At 70.4% G+C, this 19,076-nt stretch carries 22 protein-coding genes and 1 pseudogene; 11 read left to right on the top strand and 12 right to left on the bottom strand.

Translation table 11 applies throughout. The annotated features are described in order from the left end of the window. Positions 1-28 precede the first annotated feature (28 nt). Entirely contained in the window at positions 29-982 is a 954-nt protein-coding gene (locus F9C12_RS21275; protein ID WP_409467046.1) for an NADP-dependent oxidoreductase, read from the top strand. Here the strand turns inward: F9C12_RS21275 and F9C12_RS21270 are convergent. Genes F9C12_RS21270 through F9C12_RS21260 form a run of 3 tightly spaced genes read right to left on the bottom strand, consistent with a single transcriptional unit; the run spans position 972 to position 2,479 of the window. Then, positions 972-1,631 (bottom strand): haloacid dehalogenase type II, encoded by a 660-nt coding sequence (locus F9C12_RS21270; protein ID WP_409461605.1) that lies wholly within the window; start codon positions 1,629-1,631, stop codon positions 972-974. The genes F9C12_RS21275 and F9C12_RS21270 overlap by 11 nt on opposite strands. A 54-nt stretch (positions 1,632-1,685) precedes the next feature. Continuing rightward, positions 1,686-2,090 (bottom strand): SRPBCC domain-containing protein, encoded by a 405-nt coding sequence (locus tag F9C12_RS21265; protein WP_409461604.1) that lies wholly within the window; start codon positions 2,088-2,090, stop codon positions 1,686-1,688. After that, entirely contained in the window at positions 2,087-2,479 is a 393-nt protein-coding gene (locus F9C12_RS21260) for a RidA family protein (RefSeq protein WP_409461603.1), read from the bottom strand. Before F9C12_RS21260 ends, F9C12_RS21265 begins: the two co-directional genes overlap by 4 nt. Positions 2,480-2,541: 62 nt before the next feature. Here F9C12_RS21260 and F9C12_RS21255 point away from each other — a divergent pair, with 62 nt between their 5' ends. Then, positions 2,542-3,486 (top strand): helix-turn-helix transcriptional regulator, encoded by a 945-nt coding sequence (locus F9C12_RS21255; protein WP_409461602.1) that lies wholly within the window; start codon positions 2,542-2,544, stop codon positions 3,484-3,486. Here the strand turns inward: F9C12_RS21255 and F9C12_RS21250 are convergent. Then, positions 3,467-4,084, bottom strand: a complete 618-nt coding sequence (locus F9C12_RS21250) for a TetR/AcrR family transcriptional regulator (protein WP_409467045.1) — start codon at positions 4,082-4,084, stop codon at positions 3,467-3,469. The genes F9C12_RS21255 and F9C12_RS21250 overlap by 20 nt on opposite strands. A 122-nt stretch (positions 4,085-4,206) precedes the next feature. Here F9C12_RS21250 and F9C12_RS21245 point away from each other — a divergent pair, with 122 nt between their 5' ends. After that, entirely contained in the window at positions 4,207-5,256 is a 1,050-nt protein-coding gene (locus F9C12_RS21245; protein WP_409183640.1) for an NAD(P)-dependent alcohol dehydrogenase, read from the top strand. A 42-nt stretch (positions 5,257-5,298) separates the two neighbouring features. On the opposite strand, the gene F9C12_RS21240 is transcribed toward F9C12_RS21245, so the two are convergent. From F9C12_RS21240 to F9C12_RS21215, 6 genes and pseudogenes are all read right to left on the bottom strand, one after another. Further along, a complete protein-coding gene (locus F9C12_RS21240) occupies positions 5,299-5,580 on the bottom strand; it encodes a hypothetical protein (protein ID WP_409461601.1) in 282 nt (93 codons plus the stop codon). Beyond that, on the bottom strand, positions 5,580-6,431 hold the full coding sequence (gene purU, locus F9C12_RS21235; RefSeq protein ID WP_409467044.1) for a formyltetrahydrofolate deformylase: 852 nt from the start codon (positions 6,429-6,431) through the stop codon (positions 5,580-5,582). The genes F9C12_RS21240 and purU overlap by 1 nt, the downstream gene beginning before the upstream one ends. A 45-nt stretch (positions 6,432-6,476) precedes the next feature. Next, a pseudogene (locus F9C12_RS21230) lies at positions 6,477-7,088 on the bottom strand (maleylpyruvate isomerase family mycothiol-dependent enzyme); the annotation flags it as partial. Beyond that, a complete protein-coding gene (locus tag F9C12_RS21225) occupies positions 6,985-7,782 on the bottom strand; it encodes a DedA family protein (protein ID WP_409461600.1) in 798 nt (265 codons plus the stop codon). The gene F9C12_RS21225 and the pseudogene F9C12_RS21230, both read right to left, overlap by 104 nt. A gap of 69 nt (positions 7,783-7,851) precedes the next feature. Further along, positions 7,852-8,652 carry a class I SAM-dependent methyltransferase gene (locus F9C12_RS21220; RefSeq protein WP_409461599.1) on the bottom strand — a complete coding sequence of 267 codons (801 nt, stop codon included), beginning with the start codon at positions 8,650-8,652 and terminating at the stop codon, positions 7,852-7,854. Continuing rightward, a complete protein-coding gene (locus F9C12_RS21215) occupies positions 8,631-9,131 on the bottom strand; it encodes a DUF2505 domain-containing protein (protein WP_409461598.1) in 501 nt (166 codons plus the stop codon). Before F9C12_RS21215 ends, F9C12_RS21220 begins: the two co-directional genes overlap by 22 nt. Positions 9,132-9,241: 110 nt before the next feature. Between F9C12_RS21215 and F9C12_RS21210 the strand changes: the two genes are divergently transcribed. The 7 genes from F9C12_RS21210 (at position 9,242) to F9C12_RS21180 (ending at position 16,400) form a co-directional block, all read left to right on the top strand. Then, a complete protein-coding gene (locus F9C12_RS21210) occupies positions 9,242-10,297 on the top strand; it encodes a UDP-N-acetylmuramate dehydrogenase (RefSeq protein WP_409461597.1) in 1,056 nt (351 codons plus the stop codon). A gap of 177 nt (positions 10,298-10,474) precedes the next feature. After that, positions 10,475-11,662 carry an Ig-like domain-containing protein gene (locus F9C12_RS21205; protein ID WP_409183634.1) on the top strand — a complete coding sequence of 396 codons (1,188 nt, stop codon included), beginning with the start codon at positions 10,475-10,477 and terminating at the stop codon, positions 11,660-11,662. A gap of 28 nt (positions 11,663-11,690) precedes the next feature. Further along, positions 11,691-12,512 (top strand): alpha/beta fold hydrolase, encoded by an 822-nt coding sequence (locus F9C12_RS21200; protein ID WP_409461596.1) that lies wholly within the window; start codon positions 11,691-11,693, stop codon positions 12,510-12,512. Between the two features lie 13 nt (positions 12,513-12,525). Further along, positions 12,526-13,824 (top strand): D-inositol-3-phosphate glycosyltransferase, encoded by a 1,299-nt coding sequence (mshA, locus tag F9C12_RS21195; RefSeq protein ID WP_409461595.1) that lies wholly within the window; start codon positions 12,526-12,528, stop codon positions 13,822-13,824. Beyond that, positions 13,821-14,333, top strand: coding sequence for a YbjN domain-containing protein (locus tag F9C12_RS21190; RefSeq protein ID WP_409461594.1), 513 nt, complete (start codon positions 13,821-13,823; stop codon positions 14,331-14,333). The genes mshA and F9C12_RS21190 overlap by 4 nt, the downstream gene beginning before the upstream one ends. Positions 14,334-14,399: 66 nt before the next feature. After that, positions 14,400-15,230: a DUF4349 domain-containing protein gene (locus F9C12_RS21185; protein ID WP_409183631.1), complete on the top strand. Its 831-nt coding sequence runs from the start codon at positions 14,400-14,402 to the stop codon at positions 15,228-15,230. A 420-nt stretch (positions 15,231-15,650) separates the two neighbouring features. Then, complete coding sequence (locus F9C12_RS21180; protein ID WP_409461593.1) at positions 15,651-16,400, top strand: phosphoglyceromutase; 750 nt, start codon at positions 15,651-15,653, stop codon at positions 16,398-16,400. Positions 16,401-16,452: 52 nt separating this feature from the next. Here the strand turns inward: F9C12_RS21180 and F9C12_RS21175 are convergent, their stop codons facing one another. Further along, positions 16,453-17,364, bottom strand: coding sequence for a hypothetical protein (locus F9C12_RS21175; RefSeq protein ID WP_409461592.1), 912 nt, complete (start codon positions 17,362-17,364; stop codon positions 16,453-16,455). Next, the gene (locus F9C12_RS21170) at positions 17,361-17,987 is read right to left on the bottom strand and encodes a DNA-binding response regulator (protein ID WP_409461591.1); all 627 of its coding nucleotides are present in this window, start codon (positions 17,985-17,987) and stop codon (positions 17,361-17,363) included. Before F9C12_RS21170 ends, F9C12_RS21175 begins: the two co-directional genes overlap by 4 nt. Positions 17,988-18,062: 75 nt before the next feature. Between F9C12_RS21170 and F9C12_RS21165 the strand changes: the two genes are divergently transcribed. Then, positions 18,063-18,935 (top strand): aldo/keto reductase, encoded by an 873-nt coding sequence (locus tag F9C12_RS21165; RefSeq protein ID WP_409461590.1) that lies wholly within the window; start codon positions 18,063-18,065, stop codon positions 18,933-18,935. Positions 18,936-19,076 lie beyond the last annotated feature (141 nt).

The raw sequence follows: 19,076 nt of genomic DNA, 5'->3' as shown, positions 1-19,076 counted from the left end.
CGCGGCCCGTCCGCACGGCGTCCCGACCATGGACAATTTCGACATCGTCGAGACCGAGGTGCCTAAGCCGGGTCCCGGGCAGATCCTGGTGCGCAACCTGGTGATGAGCGTCGACCCGGCGATGCGCGGCCGGATGAACGACGTGAAGTCCTACTCGCCGCCGTTCGTGGTGGGCGAGGCCATGCAGGGCGGCGCGGTCGGCGAGGTCATCGAGTCCACAGTGGACGACTTCGCGGTCGGCGACCACGTGCTGCACCAGGCGGGCTGGCGCACGCACGCGGTGCTCGACGCCAAGCGAGCGGTCAAAGTGGACGATTCCGTCGCGCCGCTTTCGACCTACCTCGGCGTGCTCGGCATGCCGGGCCTGACCGCGTACGCCGGCCTGTTGGTGAGCGCGGAATTCAAGCCCGGCGACACGGTTTTCGTCTCCGGCGCGGCCGGTGCGGTCGGCTCGCTCGTCGGCCAGCTGGCGCGGCTCAAGGGCGCCAAGCGCGTGATCGGCAGCGCGGGTTCGGCGGAGAAGGTCCGCCACCTCACCGAAGACCTCGGCTTCGACGCCGCTTTCAACTACAAGGACGGCCCGGTCGCCGAGCAGCTAGCCGCGGCCGCTCCGGAAGGCATCGACGTCTACTTCGACAACGTCGGCGGCGAGCACCTGGAAGCCGCGATCGCGTCGATGAACCTGCACGGCCGGATCGCCATCTGCGGCATGATCTCGCAGTACAACGCCACCGAGCCGACCCCGGCCCCGCGCAACCTGGTGCAGCTCATCGCGAAGCGGATCACCATGCGCGGCCTGCTCGTGCTGGACCACTGGCACCTGATGCAGGAGTTCGTGGCCGAGGTCGCGCCGCTCGTCGCGTCCGGGGAGATCAAGTACTCGGAGACCTTTGTGGACGGTATCCGCAACGCGCCGGAGGCCTTCCTCGGTCTGCTCAGCGGGGCGAACACCGGAAAGATGCTGGTGCGCCTCAGCTCCTGACGATCGCGTCGGCCAGCTCGGGCAGCGTCGCCGCGGTGTAGGTCGCGGCGGGCAGCCCGGGCAGCGGATGGACTCCGGGACGCGCGAGCAGCGCGGTCCGGAGTCCCGCTGCTTGTGCCCCGGCGATGTCCCAGCCGTGCGCGGCGATCAGCACCGCCTGGCCGGGTTCCGCGCCGAAGGCACGCAGCACCTGAAGGTACGGCTCGGGCGCGGGCTTGAGCCTGCTGACTTGCTGCGCGGAGAAGATCCGGTCGAATTTCGTTGCCAGGCCTGCGTTGTGCAGCTGCGCTTCCGCGGTCGCGAGCGGCGAATTCGTGAGGGCGACGACCTGGTGCCCGGCCTGGCGCAAACGGTCAAGGCCGGGCACGACGTCGGCGTGCGCGGGCAGCGCGCGCAGGCCGTCGCCGACCTTCACCAGTTCGAGGTCGGTCAGCTCGTGCCCGTGCCGGGCGCACACGGCGGCCGCGGCCTCTCCGGCGATCTGCGCGAAATCGCGGTACTGGCCGGTCGCGGTCACCGTGAGCACGGTGTGAATCGCGAGGGTGAACCATTCCTGGCGGGCTTCCGGGTTCCCGGTGAGCTTGGTGAACAGCGGGTCGAGCGCCTTCAGGTCGAGCAGGGTCTCGTTGACGTCGAACACGCACAGCATCGCGCCTCCTGCCGGTGAACCGCTCGCGTACCAGGGTCCTCCGCCGGGCGCGGGCTAGGCAAGCGCGGTGATCAGTTCGGTCAGAACTCCCTGCCAATGGCGGCGCTGCTGCTCCCGTTCGGCGGCGTTGGCGAGCCGTTCCTGGTGAATGCGCAGCATCGCCTTGTCCGGGCCGCTAGCGCGGACGGCCAGCTGCAGCGTCGTCTCGTGCGACCAGCCGGCCGGCTGCCAGGTGAGCCGGATCCGGTCCAGCTCGCGGAAACTGCGCGTCTCGCCGCGGATTCCGTCGGCGGTCTCGTAGCCGACACCCGGTTCGGCTTGGACGGTCACCCCCTCACCGAGCCAGATCGCCACGCCCGCGGGCGAGGTGATGAAGTCCCAGACGTCCTCGGCGGAGCGGCCGATCGTCTTCGACACCCCGATCTGCCAGCCCGCGTCCTTGGTCAGCCCGACGCTCATCGGGGCACCGTCGCGATCGCGCTGACCTCGACGAGCGCGCCCGGTACGGCGAGCCCCGCGACCCGCTGGGCGGTCACCGGCGGCGTCGCGCCCGCCAGCGCCGCGGCGGCGACGGGATAAGCCTTGGCGAGATCGACGTCCGCGACCAGCAGGATGTTCAGCAGCACCACATCCTGAACGGTCGCGCCCCCGGCAGCCAAGGCGGTTTTCAGGTTGGCCATCACCCGCTCGACCTGCGCGGCGACGTCGGAGCCGCCGACAAGCTTCCCGCTGGCGTCTACCGCGTTCTGGCCGCCGACGTAGATCGTGGTCGCGCCCGGCGGGACGACGGCGACGTGGGTGAAGGCGGGGGACTGGACGAGCCCTTCGGGGCGGAGCAGCTGAGTCATGAGAACGAGTATGACCGGATACCCGGTCGGATTCTGTCCTAGTTTGCGCGAGAATCGAGACCATGACCACGACGAGCCGTCGCCTGGAGACGCTGGCCCTGCTGCAGGCGCGTCCGGGCATCTCCGCCACCGACCTCGCGGCCCGGCTCGGCGTCACCGAGCGCACCACCCGGCGCGACATCGCCCAGCTGCGCGAACTCGGCTACCGCATCGACGGCGAACCGGGCCGGGCCGGCGGTTACCGGCTCGCGCACGGCACCGCGATGCCGCCGCTGCTGCTGGACGCGGACGAGGTCGCCGCGGTTTCGCTCGGCCTGCAGGCCGCGGTGGCGGTCGACGGGCTGGAAACCGCCACGGTGACCGCGCTGGCCAAGCTGACCCAGGTGGTGCCGACGCGCTGGCAGGGCCGGCTGGCCGCGCTCGCGAACGTGGAATCGTTGCCGGGCAAGCCATTCCGGAAATCTGCGCGCGACATTCTGGTGCCGCTCGCGTTGGCCTGCCGGGCTGGTGAAGCGGTACGGATCCGGCATCGGGCCTTGGCCGCGCCGACGGCGAAACCCGTTGACGTGCAGCCAGATCGACTCCTGACGATGCGGCGGCAGTGGTACCTCGTCGCTTGTCCACGCGGGACAAGCGAGTGGAAAACCTTTGCGGTGGACCGGATCGAAGCGGTGCAGCCGCTCGGGATCAAGCTGCCCGCGCCGGAGCCACTGTCCACTGTGGCCGATCTGCTCGCCGACGCGGGGTGGCGGCATCGCGTCCGGGTCCGGGTGCACACGTCAGCCGAGCTGGTCCGGGAGCTTGTCGACCCGAGCGTGGCCACCGTGGTCGAGGACGGCGACGAATGCGAACTCCGGTTCGGCACCGACGATCTCGACTGGGCCGCCCGCTGGCTGGCCTGCCTGGACGTGGATTTCGACGTCGTCGAACCGGCCGCGCTCACCGATCGGTTGCACGCCTTCGGTTCCTGGCTGGCCGCCCGCTACGTCACCACTCCGCCGGACTGATCGCCGGATCGCCCGCGCGGTAAGCCTCGATCACGATCCGCGCCGCCCGCCGCGACTTGGCCACGACCTGCTCCGTCGGGTAGCCAAGCCATTGGTAGACGCCGTTGAGGTAGAAATCGCCGTAGCCGTAAGCCTGGGTGTGGAGCTGCTCCATCAGTTCCAGCGCGGTCGCCGGGTCCGGCGCGATCGCGAGACAGCGCAGCAGCGACGCGTCGACCAGTTCGCGGCGGGCCTCGTGCAGCTCGACGTACTGCACGTCGGCCAGCTCCGAGGCGAAGAAGACATGCAAGCCGATCCGGGTGTCGATCAGGTACTTGGTGTGCGCGGCTGCGACGGCGGCCAGCGCGGCACCGTCGTCGGTCTCGGCAGCCGCTGCCTCCTCGGCGAGTTCGCGAAGCTGGCGGGCGGCGACCGTGCCGACCGCGGCCAGCAACGCCGCGCGGTCCGGGAAATGCCGGTACGGCGCGGCGGCGGAGACCTTCGCCCGCCGGGCGGCTTCCGCGACCGAGAACCCGGCGATTCCGTTCTCCGCGATCAGCTCGAGCGAGACGCGCACGAGCTCGGCGCGCAGATTGCGATGGTGGTACTGCGCCGCCATGTCGTGCGTCACACCCGATCGTGCTCGTGTCGAGGAATAAGCCGACGCCCACGCTAGTCGATGTAAGAGGGTTCTTACATCGATTTGCGTCCCGCACCGGACGGGACGCCCAGGAGGGATTCATGACCACGACCACCTCCGCCATCGCCGCCGCGGCGCCGGGCGGACCGCTCGCCCCCACGACGATCGAGCGCCGTGACCTGCGGCCCGACGACGTGCTCATCGACATCGCCTACGCCGGCATCTGCCACAGCGACCTGCACCAGGTCCACCAGGACTGGGGGACCGCGATCTTCCCGATGGTGCCCGGCCACGAGATCGCCGGCGTGGTCGCCGCGGTCGGCTCGGACGTCACGAAGTACCAGGTCGGCGACCGGGTCGGGGTCGGCTGCATGGTCGATTCCTGCGGGGAGTGCGAGTACTGCCGCGCCGGGTCCGAGCAGTTCTGCGTCAAGGGCAACGTGCAGACCTACAACGGCGTCGGCTTCGACGGCGAGAACACCTACGGCGGGTACAGCCGGCAGATCGTCGTGAAGGACGCGTTCGTCTGCCGGATTCCGGAAGGCATCTCCCTCGACGTCGCCGCGCCGCTGCTGTGCGCGGGCATCACCACGTACTCGCCGCTGCGCCGCTGGGGTGCGGGACCGGGCAAGAAGGTCGCCGTCGTCGGGCTTGGCGGGCTCGGGCACATGGCGGTCAAGCTGGCCGTCGCGATGGGCGCGGAAGTCACCGTGCTCAGCCAGAGCCTGAAGAAGCAGGAAGACGGCCTCCGGCTCGGCGCGAAGGACTACTACGCGACCAGCGACGAGTCGACCTTCGAGACGCTCGCCGGGCGGTTCGACGTCATCCTCAACACCGTCTCGGCGAAGCTGCCGGTCGACGCTTACCTCAGCCTGCTGCGCGTCGGCGGCGCGATGGTGAACGTCGGCGCGCCGGGGGAACCTTTGGAGTACAACGTCTTCTCCCTGCTCGGCGGCAACCGCGTGCTGGCCGGTTCGATGATCGGCGGCATCGCGGAAACGCAGGAGATGCTGGACTTCTGCGCGGAGCACGGCGTCGGCGCGGAGATCGAGACGATCAGCGCGGACCAGGTGAACGAGGCGTACGCGCGGGTCGAGAACAGCGACGTGCGGTACCGCTTCGTGATCGACGCCTCGACGATCGGCGCGTGAGCCTCGGGGCCGTGGTTCCGGGGCGGACCCGGAACCACGGCTTCAGGCCGCTTTGCGGCGGTCGCGCAGCTCGAACACGCCATAGGCGGCGTAGCCGAGCACGCCCAGCCCGCCGATGGCGATGCCGATCCAGTTCCGGCCGTTGTTTTCCGATTCCTGGTCCTCGCGGCCGCGATTGACGCCGCGGGACACGCAGGTGTCCCCGGCGCGCATGGTCTCCCCGCCGCACGTGACGTCGGTTTGGTTCAGCGAGACCAGGCTCAAGACCAGCAGCCCGGCGAAAACGACCAGCAGTCCCCAGAATTTCACCCGTGACCAGAGCACTACATGACCATAGTCCGGTTGCCGTGCACCAGAACACGTCCTTCCAGGTGCCAGCGCAGGCCGCGGGCGAGCGTGATCTTCTCGATGTCCCGGCCCTTGCGCACCAGGTCCTGCACCGAATCGCCGTGGTCGACGCGGATCACGTCCTGTTCGATGATCGGACCGGCGTCGAGGTCGGCGGTGACGTAGTGGCAGGTCGCGCCGACGAGCTTCACGCCGCGGGTGTGCGCCTGGTGGTACGGCTTCGCGCCGACGAACGACGGCAGGAAGCTGTGGTGGATGTTCAGCGCGCGCCCGGCCCACGCCGCGCACAGTTCCGCGGGCAGCACCTGCATGAACCGAGCCAGCACGATCGCGTGCGGGTCGTGTGCGTCGACCAGTTCGCGGACCTTGGCGAACGCGGCCGCCTTGCCCTCCGGGTCGCCGGCCGGGAACGGCACGTGGTGGAACGGGATCCCGTGCGCGCGGGTGATGTCCGCGAGCGAATCGTGGTTGCCGATCACCGCGGCGATGTCGACCTCCAGCTCGCCGGAGGCGACCCGGCCGAGCAGGTCGTACAGGCAGTGCCCGGCCTTCGAAACCAGCACCACCGCGCGCGGGCGTTCGCCGGTGTCGCGCACCTGCCAGCTCGACTCGGCGGACAGCTCGCCGGCCACCTCGGCGAACCGCTCGCGCAGTCCCGCGGCATCGAACGGCAGCGAGTCGGCACGCACGACCTGGCGGGTGAAGAACCAGCCCGAGTCGGGGTCGGTGTGGTACGCCGCCTCGACGATCATTCCGCCGTGGTCGGCGAGGAAGCCCGAGATGCGGGCGATGATGCCGGTGCGGTCGGGGCAGCCGAAGGTGAGCACGTAACGCTGGGGATCTGACACCCGCCCATTCTCTCCGGCCGCTGGTCAGGGCGCTGCGAGGGGCTCCAGAAGGGTGGCGTCGCCGACTTTCCCGGCGTGGTTCGGACGGCCCCACAGCGCACGGTAGACGTCGTCGGCCGGGCCGGTCAGCGTGACGTCCGGGACGCCTTCGCCCAGCGTCGGCGGCTGATCCGGGTGCAGCAGCACGGTCCACGTCCGCGTGTCGGTGGAGACCTGGACGATCCCGCTCCGCCCGCTCGGCCGGCCGCGGCGCGGGGTCAGGAAGGCGAGGAACTCGTCGATGCCGTCCTCGGCGAATTCGGTGCGGTACCGGGTGACCGGCGGCGTGGGCAGTGCGCTTTCCGCGTCGAGCCGGTGGATGGCGAACTCGTGCGCGAGCCGGCGCGTCCAATCCCCGACGGTGACCGGCTCGCCGTGCGGGAACGGCGAGCGCAGCGGGGTGTCCGCCGGACGGCGCAGCGCTTCGCGGACGGCCATCCGTTCGCCGTCCCAGCAGCCGAGGGTGTCCTCCCAGGTGCTCGCGCGCGGCGGCTCAGCATTCCGGTCGGTGATCGCCGCGACCGTGTACGAGAGCACTGCCGTCAGGTGGGTCACCAGGTCCCGCACTGTCCACTCCGGACAGTTCCGGACCGGCGCGGCCGGACCAGCGGCGAGCGTCGCGGCCTTGATCCGGTCGGCGTGGATGTCGATCGCTTCCAGCAGACGTGGCGCGTCCATGCCTTGACCGTAGCCTGCGCGCCCGCACTCGTCGGCCGAATTCGATCAGCGCGACCAGCAGCAGCCCGAGCAGCAACGACAACAGCAGGCCGTAGACCGGGCGGTCGGCGAACGCGGCACCTCCGGCGAGCCCGATCAACGCGCTGTACCCGGACCACAGCGCCGCGCCCGCGGCGTCGAGCGGCACGAACCGGCGCAGCGGGTAGCCGAGGCTGCCGTTGGCCAGCGCGCTCGCGACGCGGCCGCCGGGCAGGTAGCGCGCGGCGACGATCAGCAGCGGCGCTTGCCTGCGGACTTGGTCGCGAGCCCATTCGTAGCGTTGTCGCCCGGACGGCCCGCGCTGGAGCCAGGCGACCGCGCGCGGTCCGGCGGCGCGGCCCACGGCGTAGCCGAGACAGTCGCCCGCCCACGCGCCCGCGGCGGAGACGACGACGAGCAGCGCGAGCCGGCCGAGGTCCGGTCCGATCAGGACGGCGACGGTCACCACGGTGGTCTCGCTCGGCATGAACGGGAGCAGCGCGTCCAGTCCGGCGATCGCGAACACGAGCACCCACAGCCAGGGCGAGCCGAGCGCGCCCCGGATCAGCTCGGTGACGTGTTCCAGCAGTTCCACCCGCTCATCGTCAGCACTGAAGGTCACCACGGGATGACCCAGCGGGGTGCGGGTGGTGAACAGGTGGGTTCAGCGCGGCGCGACGCTCTCCCAGGCCACGGTCAGCTCGCCGAGCCGGCGGCGGTCCGGATTGCCGAGCACCGGCCAGCCGCGGTCGGCGAGCATGGCGACGGTGGCGGTCCAGCGGGCGCGCACGCCGAACGACCGGTGCGGCGCGGCGGCCGCCCAGCATTCGTCCAAAGTGGACATCAGGGCGTGCACGCGTTCGCCGGGAACGTTGCGGTGGATGAGGATCTTCGGCAGCCGTTCGGCCACTGTGGACGGACGGTCGAGTCCGGCGAGGCGCAGCGACAGGGTCAGCGTGCGCGGGCCGTCCGCCCCGACCAGGACCCAGGCGACCAGCCTGCCGATCTCGTCGCAGGTGCCCTCGACGAGCAGGCCGTCCGGCGGCATCGCGTCGAGCATCAGCTGCCACGCGCCGGGCACCTCGTCCTCGGCGTACTGGCGGAGCACGTTGAACGCGCGCACCAGGACCGGCCGCGTCCCGGCCAGCTCGAAGCCGCCGCGCCGGAAGTCGAGCCGCGGCGGATCGGCGGCGGGCAGGGCGGCGGCGACGCGCTCCGGGTCGAGTTCGAGCCCGAGCACCCGCACGTCCGGCCGCACGCGCGCCAGCCAGCGGGCCAGTTCGACGGTGGTGACCGGCGACGCTCCGTAGCCGAGGTCGACGACAAGGGGACTTTCGCCCCGGCGCAGCAGCCGCGTGACGGCCGGGTCGCCCGCGAGCCAGCGGTCGACCCGGCGCAACCGGTTGGGATTGGTGGTGCCCCTGGTCGGGGCTCCCACCGGGGTCAGGCGTGCTCGGCCAGCCACTGCGCGGTGAACTCGTCCTCGTGCCGCAGCAGGTTGACGACCTGCTCGGAGACGAACTCCTCGATCCGGCCGCCGAACAGCGGGATCCGCACGACGACCTCGCCGGTGGTGCGGAGCAGGACCTTGCCGCCCTTCGGGGAGAGGTACGTCGAGGCGCTGATCTCGCCGGGCACGCCGCCGACGCTGACGTCGGACCGGCCGGTGTACTCGTCGCCGGACCGCTTCCAGGTCTGGGTGCGGTTGACGATGATGTCGCCCTTGTGCAGGGCGCGGACGGCCTGGGGGAGTTTGGCCGCCTTGATGCCGTGCTGGAGTTCGTAGCGCACGGAGCCGCCTTCGGCGGTGTAGGCGAGGAGTTTGGCGTCGTCGCCGCCGAGGGCGGCGAGGCGGGCGCGGAGTGCTTCCTCTCCGGCTACAGCGGCGAAGACGGTTTCGAGCGAACCGTCGAATTCGCCGCGGTGCTCGATGCGGGATCCCATGCAGCGGACAGTACCGGGCGGATGCGGCGGTCAGCTGCGGTAGCGCTCTCTTGGCGCTGAATAGCGGGCGCCGTCCGCCCCGCCGAGAATTCTCGGTAGCGTCAGTCACCGTGGACATCGCTGAAACGCCTGGTCTGACCCGTCTCGCCGAGTACACGACCCTCCGTCTCGGCGGGCCGGTGCGCCGGTTCGTCACCGCGACCACCGCGGCCGAGCTTGTCGCTGCCGTGCGGGAGGCGGACGAGTCCGGCGAGCCAGTCCTGCTGCTCGGCGGCGGGTCGAACCTCGTCGTCGGCGATGAAGGCTTCGCGGGGACCCTCGTGCGGATCGCCAGCACCGGCTGGACTCGCGACGGCGACCTCGTCGAGGCAGCCGCCGGGCAGGAGTGGGACGCGTTCGTCTCCGCGCTGGTCGAGAGCGGTCTTGGCGGGCTCGAGTGTCTCTCCGGGATCCCCGGGTCGGTCGGGGCGACGCCGATCCAGAACGTCGGGGCGTACGGCGGCGAGGTGGCCGAGTCGATCGTCTCCGTCGAGTTGTACGACCGGGCCGCGAAGGAGGTGCGGACGGTCAAGGCCGAAGAACTCGGCTTCGCCTATCGCACCAGCGTGCTCAAGGGCACCGACCGCGGCGTGGTGCTCAGCGTGCGGTTCCGGATCGACCCGAGCGGGCAGTCCGCGCCCATCCGGTACGCGGAGCTGGCGCGCACGCTGGGTGTCGAAATCGATGCGAAAGTCCCCGCCGCGCAAGCCCGCGAAGCAGTGCTCGGGCTGCGGCGCGGCAAGGGCATGGTGCTCGACCCGGCCGATCACGACACCTGGAGCGCGGGCTCGTTCTTCACCAACCCGATCGTTCCCGAAGCGGAAGCGGCGAAGGTGCTCGCGAGGATCGCGGAGTCGACCGAGGGCAGGATTCCGCAGTACCCGGCCAGCGGCGGGGTGAAGCTGTCCGCCGCGTGGCTGATCGAGCGGGCTGGGTTCGGCAAGGGTTACCCCGGACCGGGCGGGCGCGTTTCGCTGTCTGCCAAGCACACTCTGGCACTGACCAACCGCGGCCAGGCCAGCACGGAGGACCTGCTCGCGTTGGCTCGCGAGGTCCGCGACGGCGTCGAAGCCCGGTTCGGGGTGCGGCTGTATCCGGAACCACTGCTGATCAACTGTTCGCTCTGAGGACTCCCGGGGTAACCCGGGCGAGCCAATCGAGAAGCAAACCGGCAGCAACCGGGCGCCGGGTGAAACGTCTTGCGGGATGGAGAGGAATTTCCGCTTCGCAGGTAACGTCGAATCGCTTACCGGCGCTGAGGTGCGTGGGAGATGCCGGTGCGGGGGACAAGTGGAGGTAAGACCGTGATCGAGCGCCGTACGGTGTTCAAGGCCGTTCTCGCGACCGGCGCGGCGGCGCTGGCCGCCGCGTGCTCGGGCGGAAGCAACGACGGAACCGCGTCGCCGCAGGGCGGCAGCGGCGACAACGGCGGCAAGCCGGCCGCCCCGGTGGCGAAGCTCACCGCGACGCCTGCCGCCGGGGCCAAGGACGCGAGCGTGCGCGAGCCGGTGGTGGTGAAGGTCACCGAAGGCAAGCTGACCGAGGTCAAGCTGACCAACGAGGGCGGCGACGAGATCAAGGGCGAACTCGCCCCGGACGGCCTGTCCTGGACCAGTTCCGAACCGCTCGGCTACGGCAAGACCTACACCTACTCGGCCAAGGCGACCGGCACCGACCAGCGGCCCGCCGAGCTGAAGGGGTCGTTCGCCACGGTCAGCCCGGCCAAGACGGTGCGCGCCACGCTGAACCCGGGCGACGACGCCGAGGTGGGCGTCGCGATGCCGATCAGCGTGAAGTTCAACGGCGGCGCGCCGAAGGACCGGGCCGCGGTCGAGAAGGCGCTCAAGGTCAAGACCAGCAAGAACGTCGAGGGCTCGTGGGCCTGGCTGTCGCCGAACCAGGTGGACTGGCGGCCCAAGGAGTACTGGCCTGCCAACACGACCGTCGAGGTCGAGGCCAACCTGTACGGCGTGGACCTCGGCGGGGGCGTCTACGTGAAATCGGACGTCAGCACCAAGTTCAAGATCGGCCGCAACCAGGTGGTCAAGATCCACACGCCGGACCATGTGATGAAGGTCTACCGCGGCGGCGCGGAGAGCGCGAGCTACCCGTGCTCCAACGGGCTCGACTCGGACGTCCAGCGCAACACCCCGAACGGCACCTTCATCATCATGTCGAAGGAGCCGCACGCGGTGTTCGACAACGCCCGCTACGGCTACACCAACGTCAACAAGAAGTGGGCCTGCCGGTTCTCCAACCACGGCGAGTTCATCCACGAGAACCAGGACAACGCGGCCGCGATCGGCAAGACCAACAACTCGCACGGCTGCGTCAACCTGCTCGAGGCGGACGCCAAGGCCTACTTCGACTCGGCGATGATCGGCGACCCGGTCGAGGTCACCGGCTCGCGGCTGGGCAGCCCGACCAACTCCGACGTCAAGGACTGGTTCTACGACTGGCCGACCTGGAAGTCGATGTCGGCCGCGAAGTGATCCGCTAGCGGTCTGCTAACAAGTAGAAGTGAACACTGAGGTGACCGGGGCCGGCGGCGTGCGGATCGCACTGCGCGCCGAAGGCCCGGAGAACGCGCGTCCGATCGTCTTCGTGCACGGCTGGGCCCAGTCCGCCGCTGCCTGGTCCGCTCAGCTGGCCGATCCGGCGCTGAACGAGCGGTTCCGGCTCGTCGCGATAGACCTGCGCGGCCACGGCGGCTCCGCCGTCCCCGCGTCCGGCTACGACGATCCGGCGCAGTGGGCCGGCGACCTCGCCGCGGTGCTCGACTTCGCCGGTCCGGACGCGATCGTCGTCGGCTGGTCCTACGGCGGGCTGGTGATCGCCGACTATCTGCGCGAGCACGGCACCGCACGGCTCGGCGGCATCGTGCTCGTGGGCGCGATCACCGAGATCGGCCGCAAGCGCGAGGGCGGCGCGACCGGGCCGGTCATGCGGGCCGCGCTTCCCGCCGCGCTGTCCGAAGACGCCGAGGTGGCGATCCCCGCGCTGGTCGAGTTCACCCGTGCCCAGGCCAGCCCGAAGGTGCCCGGCGCGTACGCGCAGGCGATGCTCGGCAGTTCGCTTTCGGTGCCGCCCGCGGTGCGCGGCGCGCTGTTCCGGCGGGACATCGGCAGTGGTGACGTGCTCGCCGCCGTCGACAAGCCGGCGCTCGTGGTGCACGGTTCGGCGGATGAGGTGGTGGATCCTTCGGCGGCAGAGTATTCGGCCGGGAAGATTCCGGGGGCGGTCCTGCGTTGGTTCGTTGAGGCCGGGCATCTGCCGTTCGTCGAGGAGCCGGAGGACTTCAACTCCGTGCTGCGGCGGTTCGCCGGGGACGCAGCCGAATAGCAGGAGTGACCAGGTGACCCTCAAGGGATTCATCGCTGAGCCGCGCCGGATCGCGGTCTTGTCCGTGCACACCTCCCCGCTCGAGCAGCCGGGCACCGGCGACGCCGGGGGGATGAACGTGTACGTCAGCCAGACCGCGCAGGAGATGGCGCGGCGCGGCATCGAGGTCGAGGTGTTCACGAGGGCGACCTCGTCGGAGCAGCCGCCGCTGGCCGAACTGGCTCCCGGCGTCACGGTGCGGCACGTGCCGGCCGGGCCGTTCGAGCCGCTGGCGCGCGACGAGCTGCCCGCGCAGCTGTGCGCGTTCACCTCGGGCGTGCTGCGCGCGGAGGCGTTTCACGAACCGGGCTACTACGACCTGATCCACTCGCACTACTGGCTGTCCGGACAGGTCGGCTGGCTCGCCAGGGACCGCTGGGGCGTGCCGCTCGTGCACACCGCGCACACGCTGGCCAAGGTCAAGAACGCGCTGCTCGCCGATGGCGACAAACCCGAGCCGCGGACGCGGGTGATGGGCGAGGAGCAGGTGGTCGCCGAGGCGGACTGCCTGGTTGCGAACACCCAGGTCGAGGCTCGGCAGCTGGTCGACCTCTACGGGGCCTCGCCGCACGCGGTGCACGCGGTGCCGCCGGGGGTCGACCTCGAACGGTTCACGCCCGGGTCGCAGCTGGACGCGCGCCGCGAGCTGAACCTGTCGCCGGACGCGGTCGTGCTCGCCTTCGCCGGCCGGATCCAGCCGCTCAAGGCGCCGGACGTGCTGGTGCATGCGGCCGCGGAAATGCTGCGGCAGCGGCCGGAACTGGCTTCGCGGCTGGTGGTTCTGGTGGTCGGCGGACCGTCCGGCACCGGACTGGAGCAGCCGCAGGCGTTGCGGGAATTGGCGGTGTCGCTGGGCATCGCCGAGCAGGTGCGGTTCCTGCCGCCGCAGAGCGGATCGAAGCTGCGCACGGTGTTTCGCGCGGCCGACGTCGTCGCGGTGCCGAGCTACAACGAATCCTTCGGTTTGGTCGCTCTCGAAGCGCAGGCCTGCGGTACGCCGGTGGTGGCGGCGGAGGTCGGCGGATTGCCGGTCGCGGTGCCGCACGGGGTGTCCGGGTTGCTGGTTCCGTCGCACGGCGCGGCGGACTGGGCCGACGCGCTCGCCGCGGTCGCGCTGCGGCCGGACCGGCGGGCGGAGCTGGCGTCCAACGCGGTGCGGCACGCGCAGCGGTTTTCCTGGCGGCGCACCACGGATTCCTTGCTCGACATCTATGCTCAGGCGACCAGAGCGTTCCGGCAGGCGCTGGAACTGCGGGCGGAGGTGGCAGTGTGAGCCTTGACGCGACTATCAAGTCCACTTTGGACTCAAGTGGGCTCAAATACGACCGTCGCGGCGAAGGCCGTTATTTCGTGACGTTGCCCGGAACCAAGAAGCTGCAGACCAACTGCTGGCTCGTGGACGGCGACCACGCGTTCTCGGTGGAGGCGTTCGTCTGCCGCCGCCCGGACGAGCGGCACGAGGACGTGTACCGGTTCCTGTTGCAGCGCAACGCCCGGCTCTACGGCGTCCACTACACAGTGGACAGTCTCGGCGACATCTACCTGGTCGGCCGCTTCGGCAAGGAGACGGTGACCGAGTCCGAACTGGACAAGATCCTCGGCCAGGTGCTCGAGGCCGCCGACGGCGATTTCAACATTCTGCTGGAAATCGGCTTCGCCACGTCGATCAAGCGCGAATGGGACTGGCGGGTCTCGCGCGGGGAATCGCTGGCGAACCTGCAGGCGTTCAAACACCTCGCCGAACCCACCGGAGGGCACGAACCGGGGTTGACCGAGTCGTAACCGATTCCGTGCAACGGGTCCGCCCGCCCGGCCCGTCTCACCGCCAACGACTGGAGGGAGACGGGAATGCGGACTCGATGGAGATGCGTGCTCGCGGGCGCCGCGCTGGTGCTGCTGGCCGGATGCAGCGGCACCAGCACGGATTCGGCGAGGTCGGCTGTCGCGCCCGCGCAGCGGCAGGAGCAGGGGGCGGCGCCGAAGCAGGGCAACGCGCAGGCGTCGGTGCCCGAGCCCGGCGCGACTGATCGCAAGCTGGCGCGCAGCGCGCGGCTGGAGCTGACCACGCCGAAGACCGACGACGTCGTATCGCGCGCCAAGGCGATCGCGACCGGAGCGGGCGGCTACCCCGGGCAGGAGAGCGCGACGGAGGATTCCGCGTCGCTGACCTTGTCGGTGCCCGCGGAGAAACTCGACGGCGTGCTCGACCAGCTCGGCGGGCTCGGCCAGGTGAAGCGGCGGGAAATCAGCGCACAGGACGTGACCGCGCAGGTGGTCGACGTGGACGCGCGGCTGGCGACTCAGCGCGCGAGCGTCGAGCGGATCCGCGCACTGCTGGCGAAGGCGCAGTCGGTGTCCGAGATCGCGTCCGTCGAAAGCGAGCTGACCAGCAGGCAGTCCACCCTCGAGTCGCTGGAGCGGCAGCAGGCGTCGCTGGCCGGCCGGGTCGCGATGGCGACCGTGTCACTGTCGGTGACGCGGCAGGAGGCTCCGGCGGCGGCCGAGTCGAGCGGTTTCCTCGCCGGACTGGCCGGGGGATGGGACGCGTTCGTCGCCTTCTGCAGCGGGCTCGTGCGGGTGCTGGGCGCGCTGCTGCCGTTCTTGCTCGCGTTCGGGATCCCGGCGGGCGCGGTGTTCTGGTGGCTGCGGCGGCGGCGCAAGGCCAGGCCAGCGGAGTGAGGGCTGGCGGAACGGCTCGAGGGAGGGGGGAGTCGCGATCTCGAGCCGTCCCGCTGCAGGTCCCGCCTTGCTGGACCCGGTGACGAGGGGGATGCCAACGGGGCCGGCGGGCCGCGGCTCGGCAGGGGGGAGACGAGCCGCGGTCACTGCCCGTGATCAGCCGGGAGTGCGTGGAATCCGGCTGAGCGGGACATGCCCAACCTGTCAGATGTCGACCAGTAATCACAAGACTACTGGTTACTCCGTTCGAGTGAACTTTACTGACGGGGATAACAGTGTGCAGCGCCTTGCACTCTTTGGCCTGCTTGTCGGCAACCCGGCTGCGTGCCGGGTGAAGGTGTTACTATCGGGTAACACACTCTGGGTAGAGGGGTGGACGCACTACTGGCAGCGCCGGCCCGCTCTGGCAGGCTGGTGGCCATGGCCGAACTTGGGACCCTGGTGCTGCTGCGGCACGGACAGAGCACGTGGAACGCGGAAAACCTGTTCACCGGCTGGGTGGACGTGCCCCTTTCGGAGACCGGCGAGCGCGAAGCCCGGCAAGGCGGGCAGCTGCTCGCCGAGGCGGGGCTGCTGCCGGACGTGGTGCACACGTCGCTGCTGCGCCGGGCGATCAGCACGGCGAACATCGCCCTCGACGCCGCCGACCGGCACTGGATCCCGGTCAAGCGCGACTGGCGGCTCAACGAGCGGCACTACGGCGCGCTGCAGGGCAAGAACAAGAAGCAGACGCTGGACGAGTTCGGCGAGGAGCAGTTCATGCTCTGGCGCCGTTCGTACGACACGCCGCCGCCCGCCATCGACCCCAAGGACGAGTTCAGCCAGACCGGCGACGCCCGGTACGCCGACCTCGGCGACCAGGCCCCGCTGACGGAATGCCTGAAGGACGTCGTGGCCCGGCTGCTGCCGTACTGGGAGTCGGCGATCGTCCCCGACCTGCGGGCGGGCCGCACCGTGCTGGTGGCCGCGCACGGCAACTCGCTGCGCGCGCTGGTGAAGCACCTCGACGGAATCTCCGACGACGCCATCGCCGCGCTGAACATCCCGACCGGCATCCCGCTGCGCTACGACCTGACCGAGGACCTGAAGCCGGTCAAGGCGGGCGGCGAGTACCTGGACCCGGAGGCGGCGAAGGAAGCCGCCGCCGCGGTGGCGAACCAGGGCCGCTGAGGCCGCTTGTGCTGTCGTGAGCGGCGTTGCCGGTCAGAACCGGCAACGCCACTCACGAGCCGTCGCCGGAGATCGCCCTCATCCCGGACACCTTCCACTCGGTGCCCTGCCGGACGAGGTCGAGGTGGACCGGCAGCCGGTTTTCGCCGGAATTCTGGCCGCCGGTCGTCGTCACCAGTGCGGACAGCACGGCCGACGCCCTTGTCCCGTCCGGGCTGAGCTCGGTCAGCGCGGCCGTCGAATCCGGGCCGTAGGCCGCCTTCTTCCCCGTCTTCCGGATGCTGGCCACCGTCTCCTGGCGGCTCGCCCGGAATTGCGACAGCAGCGGCTCAGCGGAGACCTTTTCCCAGCTCTCGTAGTTGCCGTCGATGTTCTGCGGGTCGATGGTCATCAGGATCCCGCCGTCCCGGACGGCGGCGTCGACCGCGGCGTCGCGGGTCGCGGCCAGGCCTTTCGCCGCGCTCGGGGCGGCGGTGAGCTGCCCGCGCGGGTCGAAGTTCAAATCCCGCAGCTGCCAGTGCCCGTTCGCCTTGCCCGCGGTGACCAGGATGAGCGCGACGCTCTGGTTTTTGGCTCCGTCGGGGCGCTTGCTGTGCTGCGCGGCCACCACCAGCATCCGCGCGTGCTCCGGCGTCAGCTCGGCCAGCCCGGTTTCGAGCACCTGCGTCCGCGTGGTCACCGGTTCGGTGCGGACCTCGGCGAAGGTTTTGTCGAACTGCGCACGGGCCGCGCCGGCGAGGTACTCCTGCTCGGTTTTCGCGACCTCGTCCGGCTTCGTGGAGTCGTAGCTGAACGCCGTTTCCACGGCTTTTTTGACTCCGGACACCGCGTCGCTGGTCGCGTTGGCGTCCACATAGGCCGCGTTCGCCGGTGCGGGAGCAGGAGAAGGCGCGGGCGGTGCGGGTTGCGGGGACGCGGCGCATCCCGCGGTGAGCAAGGCCGCGGCGAGAACAGCGCGCCTCACAGCAGACCCGCCTCCCGCGCGAGAGCACCCGCTTGGAACCGCGACGTCGCACCCAGTACATCCATCAATTCGGCCACTCGCCGACGGTACGTCCGCAGCCCGACGCCCATCGCCCGGGCTGCCTTTTCGTCGGTGGAACCGGAAGACAGCAATTCCAGCAGCTGCGGCGTGTACTGCCGCAATTCGGCGAACCGTGTTTCGTACGCCTCCATCGCGGTCGACGAACGCCAAGCGGCCTCGAACAGCGACGAAATCCCGCGCACCAGATCCGGCGCGGTGACGACGCGGTAGCCGGGACCGGCGGCGAGGATGGCGATGCGGCCGTCGAGCAGGATCGTCTCGTTGATCTCGTGCGCGCTGATCCGGACTTCCGCGCCGAAGCGGCGCAGCGCACGCAGGTGTTCGGAGCCGGCCGGGTCGAGCAGCACGCGCGACAGGTAGACCTTGCGGACCCGCAGCTTCGGCCGCGCGGGCAGCTCCCGGGCGAATTTCTGCATCGCGGAAAAGGTGTGCAGGTCGTTCGCGGCGCAGGCGAACTCGTCGGCTCCGGCGAGCAGGTGTCCGGCTCGTTCGACCAGTTCCCGCTCGTCGCGCACGTTCGCGATTTCCTCGGCTCGGGGCACGCCGACCAGTGTTCCCGCGTTGGCAGCTTGCTGCCAAACCCACTGCGGGCGGCGGCCGGAAAGCACGCTGAAGACATGACCGGAACGACCCTTCCCGCCGCTGCCGCGGGCACCTGGCAGCTCGGCTCCCGCACCGTCAACCGGCTGGGCTTCGGCTCGATGCGACTCGGCGGTTCGCTCGACCCGAACGCGCCGATCGACGCCGACCGCGCGATTTCCGTGCTGCGCCGGGCCGTGGAGCTGGGTGTGAACCACTTCGACACCGCCGCGTTCTACTTCGGAACCACCTGGTCGGCGAACGCGTTGATCAAGGCCGCCCTCGCGCCGTACGACGATGACCTCGTGCTGACCACCAAGGTCGGCCCGTCGCGCGACGAGTCCGGCCAGTTCCGGCCGTTCGCCCGTCCTGACGAACTGCGCGGCCAGGTCGAGCAGAACCTCCGCGAACTCGGCCGCGACCGGATCGACGTCGTGAACCTGCGCATCGGCACCGGCCTCGAGCGCGGCACCGGCTCGCTCGCCGAGCACTTCGGCGCGCTGGCCGACCTGCGCGCCGAGGGGCTGATCGGCGAGCTGGGGATTCCCAACGTCAGCGCCGAACATCTCGCCGAGGCGCAGGCGATCGCGCCGGTGGTCTGCGTGCAGAACCAGTACGGGCTGTCCGCCCGCCGCGAGGACGACGAACTGCTGCGGCTGTGCGGCGAACAGGGCGTGGCTTTCGTGCCGTTCTTCGCGGTCGCGAGTGGACAGTCCGACGAACGGGTCGCCGAGGTCGCGCGGCGGCACGGCGTGACGGACGCGCAGGTGCGGCTGGCGTGGACGCTCGCGCAAGGTCCGCACGTGCTGGCGATCCCGGGCACCAGTGACCCCGCCCACCTGGAGCAGAACGTCGCCGCGGCGGCGCTGAAGCTGTCCGACGAGGACCTCGAAACCCTCGAAGCGAACTGAACGCGGACCCGATCGTTTTGGCCGAAACATCTCGATCGGGTGAACGGGGTCTGACCCCGAGGCGAATATGTACCCCTCAGGTGTCACTCGCCTCACGACAGGGCTTCCAGGACTAGGCCGGAAGGCTACCGGGATGCTTAC

Origin of the sequence: Amycolatopsis sp. GA6-003 (genome assembly GCF_046267895.1) — a bacterium.
Taxonomy (GTDB): domain Bacteria; phylum Actinomycetota; class Actinomycetes; order Mycobacteriales; family Pseudonocardiaceae; genus Amycolatopsis.
This window is presented reverse-complemented; position numbering and strand designations above follow the sequence as displayed.